The organism is Nocardioides sp. Leaf285 (assembly GCF_001422955.1).
Taxonomy (GTDB): domain Bacteria; phylum Actinomycetota; class Actinomycetes; order Propionibacteriales; family Nocardioidaceae; genus Nocardioides; species Nocardioides kribbensis.
This window is the reverse complement of the sequence record NZ_LMNH01000004.1, coordinates 587688-600731: the sequence shown is the minus strand read 5'-3', so window position 1 is coordinate 600731 and position 13044 is coordinate 587688. Positions and strand designations below refer to the sequence as shown.

The following is a 13044-nucleotide window of genomic DNA, read 5'->3' as shown; positions in this document are numbered from 1 at the left end:
GATACAAGCGCTCTTACGCTTTTTTGTGAACAAAGTCTGTGCTTGACTCCTCGTCGTGACCGACAGCACCGCCTCGCGCCCGGGCTCCCGGCCCGCCCCGCCCGACGGCGCGCGCGGCCCGGTCCCGGCCACAGTCCTGGCTCCGACGACCCCCGCGACCTCGGCCCTGCCCGGCTCGGCGGCCCTTCCCGACACGGGACCCGGCGGCACCAGCGGCACCGGCACGTCGGCGGGCGCGCTCCTCCACCTCGTGCGCACCGGTCGCGCCGCCACCCGCTCCGACCTCGCCCGCGTCACTGGGCTCTCGCGCAGCGCGGTCACCTCGCGCGTACACGCCCTGCTCGACGCCGGGCTGCTCGTCGAGGGCGGCGGGTCGACCTCCACCGGCGGTCGCCCGCCCGGCACGCTCGGCCTCGACGTCGACGCCGCGGTGGTCGTCGGCATCGCCGTGGGCCGCTCGCGCAGCCAGCTCGGGCTCTTCGACCTCGCCGGGCGCGAGATCGTCGGCGACACCCGCGACCACGTCGTCGGCACCGCTCCCGGCGTGCTCATGCCCGACGTCGCCGCCCGCCTCGCCGCGCTGCTCGCCGGCACCACCGTGCCGGTCGCCGGCATCGGGATGAGCCTGCCCGGCACGGTCGACCCCGAGACCCGGATGAGCCTCGACGCCCCGGTCATGGGCGGCTGGGACGGCGTCGCGCTGGGCCCCTACCTGGCCGAGGTCTGCCCCGCGCCGCTCCACCTGGCCAACGACACCGCCGCCCTGGCCCACTCCGAGCTCTTCGGCGTCGTGCCGCCCGCCGACGTGCTGGTCGTCAAGGCCTCCACCGGCCTCGGGCTCGGCGTCGTCGCCGACGGCCGCCTGCTCGGCGCCCACCGCGGCATCACCGGCGAGCTGGGCCACACCCGCATCGACGCCGCCGACGGGCTGCTGTGCCGCTGCGGAGCGACCGGCTGCCTGGAGTCGCTGGCCGGCGGCTGGGCGCTGGTCAACACCATGGTCGACGAGGGCCACGACGTACGCCACGTGCGCGACCTGGTGCAGCTCGCCCTCGACGGCGACACCCTCGCCCGGCAACTGCTGCGCCAGAGCGGGCGCCACCTCGGCGAGGTGCTCGCCACCGCGGTCAACCTCCTGCACCCCGGCCTCGTCGTCGTGGGCGGCGACATGGGCGCGGCCTTCGACCTCTACACCGCGGGCATCCGCGAGACGGTCTACGCCCGCGCCGCCGCGTCGGTCGTGCGCGACCTCCGCTTCGCCCCCGCCACCCACGGCGAGTCGGCCGGGCTCGTCGGCTGCGCCGCCCTCGCGATCGACGCCGCGCTCACCCCCGCCGCCGTCGACGCGCACCTGCGCGCCTGAGCAGGCGGGGGCCGCCGAGGCCGACGCAGGCCGGCCGCGCCGCGCTCAGCCGGCGCTGACGCCCCCCAGCCGCAGCCAGGTGTCGACGACGGTGTCGGGGTTGAGCGACATCGACTCGATGCCCTGCTCCACCAGCCAGTCGGCGAGGTCGGGGTGGTCGGAGGGGCCCTGGCCGCAGATGCCGACGTACTTGCCCTGGCGCTTGCAGGCCTCGATGGCCGACGAGAGCATGTGCAGCACCGCCGGGTCGCGCTCGTCGAAGCCGTCGGCGACCAGCGCGGAGTCACGGTCCAGGCCCAGGGTCAGCTGGGTCATGTCGTTGGAGCCGATCGAGAAGCCGTCGAAGTGCTCGAGGAAGGCCTCCGGGATCACGGCGTTGGAGGGCACCTCGCACATCATGACGACCTTCAGGTCGTTCTCGCCGCGGCGCAGGCCGTGCTCGCCCAGCAGCGCGATCACGCCCTCGGCCTCCTTGACGGTGCGGACGAAGGGGATCATCACCCTGACGTTGGTCAGCCCCATCTCGTCGCGCACGTGGCGCAGCGCCTCGCACTCCATCGCGAAGCACTCCGCGAAGTCGGCCGAGAGGTACCGCGACGCGCCGCGGTAGCCGATCATCGGGTTCTCCTCCTCCGGCTCGTAGCGCGTGCCGCCGACGAGGTTGGCGTACTCGTTGGACTTGAAGTCGCTCATCCGCACGATGACCGGCTCGGGCGCGAAGGCCGCCGCGATCATGGCGATGCCCTCGGCGACGCGCTGCACGAAGAACTCGCGCGGCCCGGCGTAGGCCGCGATGGTCTCCTCGATGGCGGCGCGCAGGTCGCCCGGCAGCGAGTCGGGGTCGGCGGCGAGGTCGAGCAGCGCCTTGGGGTGGATGCCGATCTGGCGGTTGATCACGAACTCCAGGCGGGCCAGTCCCACGCCCTTGTGCGGCAGCCGGGAGAAGGCGAAGGCCTGCTCGGGGGTGCCGACGTTCATCATGATCTTCACCGGCACGTCGGGCATCGAGTCGAGCTCGGTGCGCTCGACGCTGAAGTCGAGCACGCCGTCGTAGACCAGGCCGGTGTCGCCCTCGGCGCACGACACGGTGACCTCGCGGCCGTCGGCGAGGTCGCGGGTGCCGCTGCCGGTGCCGACGACGGCGGGGATGCCGAGCTCGCGGGCGATGATCGCGGCGTGGCAGGTGCGCCCGCCGCGGTTGGTGACGATGGCCGAGGCGCGCTTCATGATCGGCTCCCAGTCGGGGTCGGTCATGTCGGCGACGAGCACCTCGCCCTCGTGGAACTCGTGCATGTCGTCGATGGAGCGCATCACGCGCACCGCGCCGGCGCCGATCTTCTGCCCGATGGCGCGGCCCTCGACGACGACGTCGGCGCCCGCGGTGGCCTTGGCGTCGATCTTGAAGCGCTCGAGCGTGCCGCCGCGGCGCGACTGCACGGTCTCGGGGCGGGCCTGGAGCACGTAGAGCAGCCCGTCGAGTCCGTCCTTGCCCCACTCGATGTCCATCGGGCGCCCGTAGTGCTCCTCGATGGTCAGCGCGTGACGGGCCAGCTCCTCGACCTCGTCGTCGGTGAGGCTGAAGAGCCGGCTCTCGGCCGGGTCGACCTCGACGAACTCCGTGGTGCGGCCGACGGTCTGGTCGTCGGTGTAGACCATCTTGGTGGCCTTGCCGCCGATGCCGCGCTTGAGCAGCGCGGGCCGGCCCGCGCGCAGGGCGGGCTTGTAGACGTAGAACTCGTCGGGGTTGACCGCGCCCTGCACGACGCCCTCGCCCAGCCCGTAGGCCGAGGTCACGAAGACGGCGTCGTCGAAGCCCGACTCGGTGTCCATGGTGAACATGACGCCCGAGGAGCCGATGTCGGAGCGCACCATGCGCTGCACGCCGGCCGAGAGGGCCACGGCGTCGTGCTCGAAGCCGTGGTGCACGCGGTAGGCGATGGCGCGGTCGTTGTAGAGCGAGGCGTAGACCTCGCGGATCGACAGCAGCACCGCGTCGATGCCGCGCACGTTGAGGAAGGTCTCCTGCTGCCCGGCGAAGGAGGCGTCGGGCAGGTCCTCCGCGGTCGCCGAGGACCGTACGGCGAACGACGGCTGCTCCCCCGACCCGGCGCCCGCGTCGGAGCCGCCGGCGCCGGCGACGAGCTGGTCGTAGGCGGCGCGCACGTCGGCCTCGAGGTCGGCCGGGAAGGGCTGGGCCACGACCTCCTCGCGGATGGTGCGGCCGACCTCGGCCAGGCGCCGCACGTCGTCGGTGTCGAGGTCGCGCAGCAGCCCGCTGATGCGCTCCTTCAGGCCGGTGTCGCCGATGAAGTGGTGGAAGGCCTCGGAGGTGGTGGCGAAGCCGTCGGGCACGCGCACGCCGAGGTCGGTGAGGTGGGAGACCATCTCGCCGAGGGAGGCGTTCTTGCCGCCGACCTGCTCGATGTCGCCCATGCCGAGGTCGGAGAACCACCGCACGTTGACGGTGGACCCGCCCGCCGGCTGCTCGCCGGCCGGGCTGGGGGTGGAGGTCTCGGTCATGGGGTGGTGCCTCTCTCTCGACGGGTCTGCTCGCCTCGCCGGGACTGCTCGCGGCGCAGGGACTGGATGATGAGGGCCGAGATCTCCTCGACCGACTTCGCGGAGGAGTCGATCGTCGGGACCCGGTGGGCGTTGAAGAGGTCGGTGGCGCGGCGCAGCTCCCAGCGGCACTGCTCGGCCGAGGAGTAGCGCGACCCCGGCCGGCGCTCGTTGCGCACGCGGCTGAGCCGGTCGACGGTGGTGGTGAGACCGAAGCACCGCTCCTGGTACTGCTGCACCGGCTCGGGAAGGTGGCTGCGCTCGAGGTCCTCGTCGACCAGCGGGTAGTTGGCCACGAAGAGGCCGTGCTGGAGCGCGAGGTACATGCTGGTGGGGGTCTTGCCGCACCGCGAGGGCGCCAGCAGGATCACGTCGGCCTTGTCCAGCGCGCGCAGGCTCTGCCCGTCGTCGTGCTCGATGGTGAACTCCACCGCGGCCATCCGCTCGTTGTAGCGGTGCACGTCGCCCACGCCGTGCAGGCGCAGCGGCTGGCGCACGCCGCGCTGGCCCAGCAGCCCCTCGACCTGCTCGATGTGGACGCCGAAGAAGTCGATCACCGGGGCACGGGTGCGCAGCAGCTCCGCGCGCACCTCGTCGTTGGCCGCGGTCACGAAGGCCAGCGGGGCCTGGCCGTGGTCGAGCAGGGTGTCGAGGGCCGCCACCACCTCCTGCGCGTCGGCGACGGTGGAGATGAAGGGGATGACCGTGCGGTCGAAGGTGCGGTCGGGGAACTGCAGCAGCAGGGCGTTGCCCATCGTCTCCGCGCTGATGCCGGTGGAGTCGGAGAGGAAGAAGACCGGCACCACGTCGTCGGCCCCGGGACGCGCCTCCTCCGGGATCGGGTCGGTCTGCGACATGTGGGCCCTCCAGCGGCTCCCGCCCCGTGCGGCGCGGTGCTCGGGAGGCTACCGCGCACCGCGCCCGGACGCAGGTGACGTCCGCCACCACGACGGTGCCGGCGCGGGCACCACCCGGCCTCGCGGGCCGCGGGCTCGACGTACCTGCTAGACCTTGGCCATGACCATGACCACCGCCCTGGGCGGCACCCCCTGCACGACCGTCGGCGACCTGCCCGCCGTCGGCGCCACCGCGCCCGAGGTCCGCCTCGTCGGCTCCGACCTGTCGGAGGTGACCCGCACCCCGGGCCTGCGCACGGTGCTCAACATCTTCCCCAGCGTCGACACCGGCGTGTGCGCGGCCAATGTCCGCGAGTTCAACGCCCGGGCCGCCGACCTGGCCGCCACCGAGGTCGTGTGCGTCTCGCAGGACCTGCCCTTCGCGCTCAAGCGCTTCTGCGGCGCCGAGGGCATCGAGGCCGTGACCGTGGCCTCGGGATTCCGCTCCACCTTCGGCGACGACTACGGCGTGCGCCTGGCCGACGGCGGCTTCGCCGGCCTGCTGGCCCGCTCGGTGGTCGTGCTCGACGCCGACGGCACGGTGCTGCACTCGCAGCTGGTGCCCGAGATCGGCCAGGAGCCCGACTACGACGCCGCGGTCGCCGCGCTGGGCTGAGCGCTCCCGCGGCCACGCTCGGCCGCGACCATGGCCGCCGCCCCGACCGCGGGCCCCAGCGCCAGCACCACGAGCGCCAGGCGCCACGACACCGCGTCGACCAGCGCCGGCACCAGCCACAGGGTGAGCGTGGTGGTGGCGTAGCCCAGCGCGAGCTGCACCGAGAGCGCGCCGCCCACGCTGCCGGGCGGGGCGCTCTCGGTGACCATGGCGGAGAACTGCGCGGAGTCGGCGATCACCCAGAAGCCCCAGAAGGCGCAGAGCGCCACGACCACCCCCAGCGGAGCGACCGGGTAGCTCGCGGCCAGCACCAGCGCGGCGCCACCGGAGCAGACCAGGCTCAGCAGCGCCGCGCGCGGGCGGCCCCACCGGTCGCCGAGCACGCCGCCGAGCAGGCAGCCCAGCGCGCCGACCCCGATGCAGGCGAAGGCCAGCACCCCGGCGTACGCCGCCGCGTCGGGGCGGGCGGCGACCTGCGGCAGCGCCAGCAGGAAGGCGCCGACGCCGGCCCACATGGCGTAGAGCTCCCACATGTGCCCGACGTAGCCGAGGTCGGCCAGCAGCACGTCGCGGCGCGACAGCGCCCGGAAGCCGGCGCCGAGACTGACCGGGCCGCGGGCCACCGCGTGCGGCCCCTCCCCCCGCACCGCGGCGAGCAGCAGGCCGCCCGCCACCGCCAGCGCGCTGGTGACGCCCACGACGACCCGCCAGTCGGGCCCCGCGGCCTCGGCGCCGCCACCACCTCCGGCGAGGCCGCCCACCAGGTGGGGCAGGGCCGAGCCGAGGGTGAGCGCACCGATCATCAGCCCCAGCGCGACCCCCCGCCCGCGCAGGAACCACGCCGAGACCTCCTTGAGCGCCACGGGGTAGAAGAGCGCCAGGCAGACCCCGGTGAGCAGCCGCAGCGGCACGGCGAGCGCGAGGCCGTCGGCGAGGAGCAGCCCTGCGGTGCAGGCGGCCGCGCCGAGCGCCCCGGCGGCCATGAGGGCCCGGCCCGGCAGCGCGTCGGCCAGCCCCAGCACGGCCGAGCCGACCGCGCCGAGCACGAAGCCGACCTGCACCGCGATGGTCAGCGCTGCGGCGCCCCCGCTGCCCAGCCCCCAGGCGACCTCGAGGCGCGGCACGACGGCGGTGGCGGAGAACCACACGCCCATCGTCAGCAGCGTGCTCGCCGCCACCACCGCCAGCGCCCAGGCCGGCGAGCTGCGCGGCCCGGCGTCCGTCGTCGTGGCGGGGGGCACCCGGGTCAGTGGCCGCGCAGCGGCCGGGTGTCGTCGCCGGTGTCGTCGCCGGTGTCGTCGGCAGGACCCTGGCCGGGACCGCGCTCGTGGGCGCGGGCGCGCAGCTCGTCGGCGTCGACCTCGCCGCGGCGCAGCGCGTCGTCGTGGCGGTCCATCTCGGCCCGCTCGGCGTCGCCCTGCTCGGCCAGCTCGGCGTCGGAGCCGCGGTGGGGCGCGGGGCCCTGGCCGGTGCGGGCCAGCAGCAGCTCGTCGAGGTAGCGCAGCACGACGGCCACCACCGCCACGACCGGCACGGAGAGGAAGGCGCCGGCGACGCCGAAGAGGGTCGAGCCGAGCACGATGGAGAGCAGCACGACGCCGGCGTGCAGGCGCAGGCTCTTGCCCTGCAGCCACGGCAGCAGCACGTTGCCCTCGAGCTGCTGCACGGCGAGCACGATGAGCAGCACGATCACGGCGGCGACCCAGCCGTTGGCCACCAGCGCGACCAGCACCGCGACGGCGCCGATGGTGATGGCGCCGACGATGGGCGCGAAGGCGGCCACGAAGGTGAGCACGGCCAGCGGCCCGGCCAGCGGCACGCCCACGATCACCAGGCCGAGGCCGATGAGCACGGCGTCGATGAGGCCGACCAGCGCCTGGGTGCGGATGAAGCTGCCGAGGGTCGACCAGGCGCGGCGCAGCACCTCGGAGAGGTGGGAGCCGACGCCGCCGCCGGAGACGTGGGTCAGCCACGGCAGGAAGCGGTGGCCGTCCTTGATGAAGAAGAAGGTGAGCACGAGGGTCAGCACGAGGTTGACCAGCGCGTTGGTGACCGCGCTGACCCCGACCAGCAGGCCCGAGGCGATCGAGCTGGCGCTCGACTGCAGCTGCGACTGGGCGGCGGCCACCGCGTCGTCGAGCTGGCCCTCGGTCACCGGCAGGCTGCTGCTCAGCAGCTGGTCGCGCAGCTTGAGCAGGCCCTTCGAGGCGCTGTCGGCGATGTCGGCGACCTGCGAGCCCACCGAGGGGGCGATGAAGGTGACCACGCCGGCCACCACCGCGAGGGCACCGATGATGACGAGGCCGGCGGCCAGGCCCCCCGGCACCGGCGTGCGGCGCTGCAGCCAGTGCGCCGCCGGGGCGAGCACGGTGGTGACGATCAGCGCGAGGATGATCGGCAGCAGGATGCTCCACAGGTACTGCACGGCCTCGCCCAGCACGTAGGCGCCGACCACGATCACCAGCCAGCGCAGCGTCCAGCGCGAGAGCCAGTGGACGCCGCGCCCGATCTCCTGCTCGCGGGTGGCCGCGCCCGGGTGGCGCGCGGCGGGGGTCTGCTCGGAGGAGGAGGTCACGATCGGCCATCCTGTCAGCGCTCGGGCCCCCGGGCCTACACCGCGTGGGGGGAGCGTCTAGACCGTGCGGGCGGGCCGCGCCGCGTGCTGCGGCCCCGCGTCGCCGCCCACCCGGCGCGGCCACCAGAAGCGGTCGCCCAGCAGCACGGCCAGCGCCGGCACGAGCACGGTGCGCACGACGAGGGTGTCGAGCAGCACGCCGACGCAGATGATCGTGCCGAGCTGCGCGAGCACCACCAGCGGCAGCACGCCGAGCACCGCGAAGACCGCGGCGAGCAGGATGCCCGCGCTGGTGATCACCCCGCCGGTGGCGGTCAGCGCCCGCAGCATGCCCTCGCGCGAGCCGTGGGCCGCGGCCTCCTCGCGGGCGCGGGTGACGAGGAAGATGTTGTAGTCCACGCCCAGGGCCACCAGGAAGAGGAAGGCCAGCAGCGGCACGCCGCTGTCGAGGGCGCTGAAGCCCAGCACCTGGGTGAACAGCCACCACGAGGCGCCCAGGCTGGCGGCGTAGGTCGCCACCACGGTGGCCACCAGCAGCAGCGGCGCGACCACCGAGCGCAGCAGGAGCAGCAGCGCGCCCAGCACGAGCAGCAGGATGATCGGCAGGATCAGCAGCCGGTCGCGGGCGGCGCCCTCCCCGGCGTCGAGGGCCTGGGCCTCGCTGCCGGTCACGTGGGTGTCGTCGAAGCCCTCGAGGTCCTCGCGCAGGGTCTCGATCGCGTCGGCGGCCTGCGTGCTGCCGGGGGCGGCGTCGAGCACGGCGTCGACCTGGGTGATGCCGGCGCCGCTGGCACCGATGCTGGCGCTGGCCACGCCGGCGCTGCCCTCGACGGCGGCCAGCACCTCCTCGCCGTCGGCTCGGGTCAGCACCTGGGTGGGGTCGGAGACCCCCGCGGGGAAGGACTCCCCGAGCCGGGTCGAGGCCGCGATGGCCTCGGGCTCTTCCAGGAACTGCTCGGCCTGGTCGAGGCCGGTGTCGATGCGGAAGAGCCCGACGGCGAGCACCGCGAGGAGCACGAGGGTCCCGGCCACGAAGGCGGCGGGGCGGCGGGCCACCTGCACGCCGACCTTGTGCCACAGCGAGTCGCTCTCGGCCAGCGGGGCCTCGCCGACGCGGGGCACGCGGGGCCAGAAGACCCAGCGCCCGAAGCACACCAGCGCGGCCGGCAGCACCACGAGCGCGAAGGTCGCGGCGATCACCACGCCGATGGCGCAGGCCAGCCCGAGGCCCCGGGTGGTCGGCACGAGGGAGAGCAGCAGGGTCAGCAGGCCGAGCACCACCGTCACCGAGCTCGACAGCACGGCCTCCGCCGTACGCCGCAGCGCCGTGGCCATCGCCCGGTGCCGCGACTCCTCGTGGCGCAGCTCGTCGCGGTAGCGCGAGATCAGCAGCAGTGCGTAGTCGGTGCCGGCGCCGAAGACCAGCACCGAGAGGATGCCGACGGTCGACTCGTCCCAGGCCACGCCCAGCCCGGCCATCGCCTGCGTCGAGGCCACCGCGGCCAGGCGGTCGGCGACGCCGACGACGGTCAGCGGCACCAGCCACAGCACGGGGCTGCGGTAGGTGAGGATCAGCAGGATCGCCACGACCGCGGCGGTGGCGCCGAGCAGCCGGAAGTCGGCGCCGTCGAAGACCGCGGCCAGGTCGGCCTGGATCGCGGCGGGCCCGGTGACCTGGGCCGTCACCCCGGCGGGCACGCCCTCGTCGAGCCGCTCGCGCAGCTCGGTCACGGCGTCGGCGGTGTCGGTGGCCGAGCCCGCCGCCACCGGCACGACCACGATCGCCGCGGTGCCGTCCTCGGCCACGGTGACCGGGCCGTCGGGGCCGGTGGCCACGCCGCCGACCTGCTCGCCCAGCCGGCCGAGCTCGCGCACGGTCGCGTCGTCGAAGGTGCCCTCGTCGGCGGTCAGCACGACCACGGCCGCACTGGAGTCGTCCTCGGGCAGGGCGTCGCGCAGCTCGGTGCCCTGGGTGCTGTCGAGACCGGCCGGCACGCTGTCGGTGCTGCGGGCCTCGCGCTCGCCCTCGCCCACGAAGAGGATCGCGAGCACGGCGAGCAGGAGGGGCACGAGGGCCACCAGGGCGGCGGTGCGACGACCCGTGACCACCCCGGTCACGCGGTCGCTCAGCGAGGACGACATGGCAGGCTCCTGGGGCTCGACGTAGGCTTGCGGGCGTTGGTTCGGAACCTTAGTCACTAAGTTGGTGAAACAAAATCTCCGAGGCCCCCACCCCGCCCGAGGGTCCCCTCTCGGCCCAGCTGCTGCGCGACGTCGTCGACCGCGCCGTGCGGGTGCGCCACGAGCTGGCCCGCCGCTCGCGGGTCAGCGACTCCGAGCTCTCCGCCCTCGAGCACCTCGTGCGCGAGCCGATGGGCCCGGCCGAGCTGGCCCGGCTCCTCGAGGTCAGCACCGCGGCGTCCACCGGCGTCGTCGACCGGCTCCAGACCAAGGGCCACGTGCAGCGCGAGCCCCACGCCGAGGACCGCCGGCGCACGGTCGTCACTCTCACCGACTCCGGGCGCGCCGAGATCCTGGGCCACCTGATGCCGATGTTCGAGGCGCTGCGGGCCCTCGACGCCGACCTCGACGACACCGAGCGCGCCGTCGTCGCCCGCTACCTGCGCGGCGCCGCCGCCGCCTTCGAGACCGTCACCGGCCCTCCTCCCGCGCCGCGCCCCACCACGTGACCACCGCCTGACCACCGCCTGACCACCGGCCGAGCGTCACCCGGCCCCACCCGCGACCCGGGCGCCTGTTGCCAGGCCGGTCGCCGGGCAGCAGGATGGCGGAGGTGCGCAGGACAAGACACCTCTCAGGCCCCCGACCCCTCCCCGCGGTGCTCGCCGCCGGCCTCGCCGCCGTGCTGGCCCTCGGACTCGCCTCCGCCCCCGGCGGCGCAGTCGCCGCCCCGAGCGCGGACCCCGCGACCACGACCCCGGCCGCGACCGTGCGCGTCGCCGACACCCCGGGCTCCGACCGCGCCGTGCCGCGCGTGCGCTTCCGCGACTGCGGCCGCTTCCGCTGCGCCCGCGTGCCCGCTCCCCTCGACTACGACGCCCCCGACGGCGCCACGGTCAGCCTCGCCGTGCTCAAGGTCCCGGCCCGCAAGCCGTCGCGCCGCATCGGCACCCTCTTCGTCAACCCCGGCGGCCCCGGCGGCTCGGCCACCGAGTTCGCCACCTACGCCGGGCAGTTCCTCGGCCCGACGGTGCGCAACCGCTTCGACATCGTCGGCATCGACCCGCGCGGCGTGGGCGGCACGGCCGACCTGCTCTGCGAGGGCAAGGGCCACGTCGGGTACCCCCGCCAGGCCTATCCCCGCACGTCGAGGCAGATCGACCGCTGGCTGGCCTTCGACCTCCAGGAGCGGCGGCTGTGCGAGGGCCGCCGGATCCTCGACCACATGAGCACCGCCGACGTCGCCCGCGACATGGACCACGTGCGCCGGGCCCTGCGCGAGGACACCGTCAGCTACTTCGGCGCCTCCTACGGCAGCATGCTCGGCTCCACCTACGCCGCGCTCTTCCCCTCCTCGGTGCGCGCGCTCGTCGTCGACGGCGTGCTCGACCCCGTCGCGTGGACCAGCGGGCGCGACGGCACCGGCACCACCGTGCCCGTCACCACCCGCCTCGGCAGCGGCGAGGGCTCCCGCGAGGCCCTCGTCGCGGGCCTCGCCGCGTGCGACGCGGCCGGGCGCCCCGCCTGCCCCGTGGCCGGCGACGCCCTCGGCGCCTGGGACACCGTGGCCGACCGGCTCCAGGACGACCGCGCCCTCGGCCGCGCGATCCGGCTGGGCTACGACGACTTCGTCGGCACCACCCTCGGCCTGCTCTACGCCGGCGACCTGTCCACCGTCGCGCAGATGACCGCCCAGGCCCGCCGCGCCATCCGCGCCCAGGACGCCCGCGGTCGCGGCGCCGGGACCGGCGCGGCCGTGGCCGACCTCGCCGCCGTACGCCGCGCCGCCGCGCGCACCGTCGAGGCCCTGCCCTTCCCCGGCCCCGACGAGACCGTGCTCGCCCGCGCCGGCTCGACGCCCTCCGCCGCCGGCACCTCGGCGCGGGCGCGGATCGCGATCAGCGGCGCCTTCCACGGCGTGCTCTGCTCCGACAGCGTCAACCCGCCGTCCACCGACGTCTGGCCCACCGCCGCCGACACCGCCGACGCCGCCGCGCCGGACTTCGGACCGCTGTGGACCTGGTCCTCCTCGGCGTGCGTGGGCTGGCCCGGCTCGGGCGACGACGCCTACCGCGGCCCCTTCACCACCGACGCCGCCGACCGGATGCTCATCGTCAACAACCGCTACGACCCCGCCACCCCGCTCACCGGCGCCCTGGCGCTGCAGGGGGAGACGGGCGCCCGCCTGGTCACCGCCCAGGCCTACGGCCACGTCGCCACGGGCACCAACCGCTGCGCCACCCGCGCGGTGTCGGACTTCCTGGTCTCGGGCCTCGCCCCGGCGGCCGACCGGACCTGCTCGGGGGTCGGTCCCTTCGGGTGAGCCTCCCGGCGAGGGGCACCCCCGGACGTCTGCACTTCCCCGCGTGAGAGGTCGCGGACGGGCCCGATCCGGCCCGTCCGCGACCGCCGCACACGGGACCTCAACAGAACCTCGAAAAAAATCTGCATCTTTCGAGTTTCAACGAGTACGGGCCCGGGCATGAAGGTGTCAGGCACCCAGAACAAGCGCTCCCCGCCCCCGACCCGGTCACGCACCGGCCCTCGGGGGCGGGTCGCATTTACCGGCACCCGACCGCCGCCCCGATTGTCGCCCCCTGCGTCGGCGAGGGGCCGGGAACAGCAGAAGGCCGGATCACCCTGGGGTGATCCGGCCTTCCGTCGTCGTGCTGTCCCGAGGAGCTGTCCTCGGATCCACGTGCGCGAGGGGGGAGTTGAACCCCCACGTCCTTTCGGACACACGGACCTGAACCGTGCGCGTCTGCCTATTCCGCCACTCGCGCGTGAAGCGACTGCACGGTATCCCAGACGCGAGGCCATCCCCAAACCCGGGCCGACCCCCCGCTCGGGGTGA

At 74.8% G+C, this 13044-nt stretch carries 9 protein-coding genes and 1 tRNA gene; 4 read left to right on the top strand and 6 right to left on the bottom strand.

Translation table 11 applies throughout. From position 1 onward, the window contains the following. Positions 1-55 precede the first annotated feature (55 nt). Entirely contained in the window at positions 56-1363 is a 1308-nt protein-coding gene (locus ASF47_RS17010) for an ROK family transcriptional regulator (RefSeq protein ID WP_235558789.1), read from the top strand. Positions 1364-1408: 45 nt separating this feature from the next. Here ASF47_RS17010 and ppsA read toward each other — a convergent pair whose 3' ends face one another. Continuing rightward, the gene (gene ppsA, locus ASF47_RS17005; RefSeq protein ID WP_056865135.1) at positions 1409-3883 is read right to left on the bottom strand and encodes a phosphoenolpyruvate synthase; all 2475 of its coding nucleotides are present in this window, start codon (positions 3881-3883) and stop codon (positions 1409-1411) included. Beyond that, on the bottom strand, positions 3880-4779 hold the full coding sequence (locus tag ASF47_RS17000; protein ID WP_056865134.1) for a pyruvate, water dikinase regulatory protein: 900 nt from the start codon (positions 4777-4779) through the stop codon (positions 3880-3882). Before ASF47_RS17000 ends, ppsA begins: the two co-directional genes overlap by 4 nt. Before the next feature lie 160 nt (positions 4780-4939). On the opposite strand from ASF47_RS17000, the gene tpx reads away from it, so the two are divergent. Beyond that, on the top strand, positions 4940-5434 hold the full coding sequence (tpx, locus tag ASF47_RS16995; RefSeq protein WP_200919183.1) for a thiol peroxidase: 495 nt from the start codon (positions 4940-4942) through the stop codon (positions 5432-5434). Here tpx and ASF47_RS16990 read toward each other — a convergent pair. From ASF47_RS16990 to ASF47_RS16980, 3 genes are read right to left on the bottom strand one after another with little or no spacing between them, the layout of a single operon-like run. Then, positions 5404-6675 (bottom strand): MFS transporter, encoded by a 1272-nt coding sequence (locus ASF47_RS16990; protein WP_200919181.1) that lies wholly within the window; start codon positions 6673-6675, stop codon positions 5404-5406. The genes tpx and ASF47_RS16990 overlap by 31 nt on opposite strands. A gap of 5 nt (positions 6676-6680) precedes the next feature. After that, the gene (locus ASF47_RS16985) at positions 6681-8009 is read right to left on the bottom strand and encodes an AI-2E family transporter (protein ID WP_200919179.1); all 1329 of its coding nucleotides are present in this window, start codon (positions 8007-8009) and stop codon (positions 6681-6683) included. A 57-nt stretch (positions 8010-8066) separates the two neighbouring features. Beyond that, positions 8067-10151 (bottom strand): MMPL family transporter, encoded by a 2085-nt coding sequence (locus ASF47_RS16980; RefSeq protein ID WP_056865132.1) that lies wholly within the window; start codon positions 10149-10151, stop codon positions 8067-8069. Positions 10152-10297: 146 nt separating this feature from the next. On the opposite strand from ASF47_RS16980, the gene ASF47_RS16975 reads away from it, so the two are divergent. Further along, positions 10298-10699, top strand: a complete 402-nt coding sequence (locus ASF47_RS16975; protein WP_228941968.1) for a MarR family winged helix-turn-helix transcriptional regulator — start codon at positions 10298-10300, stop codon at positions 10697-10699. A gap of 104 nt (positions 10700-10803) precedes the next feature. Beyond that, positions 10804-12513 carry an alpha/beta hydrolase gene (locus ASF47_RS16970; RefSeq protein WP_162242286.1) on the top strand — a complete coding sequence of 570 codons (1710 nt, stop codon included), beginning with the start codon at positions 10804-10806 and terminating at the stop codon, positions 12511-12513. A 376-nt stretch (positions 12514-12889) separates the two neighbouring features. Here the strand turns inward: ASF47_RS16970 and ASF47_RS16965 are convergent. Then, a tRNA-Leu gene (locus ASF47_RS16965) sits at positions 12890-12973 on the bottom strand. Between the last annotated feature and the right edge of the window lie 71 nt (positions 12974-13044).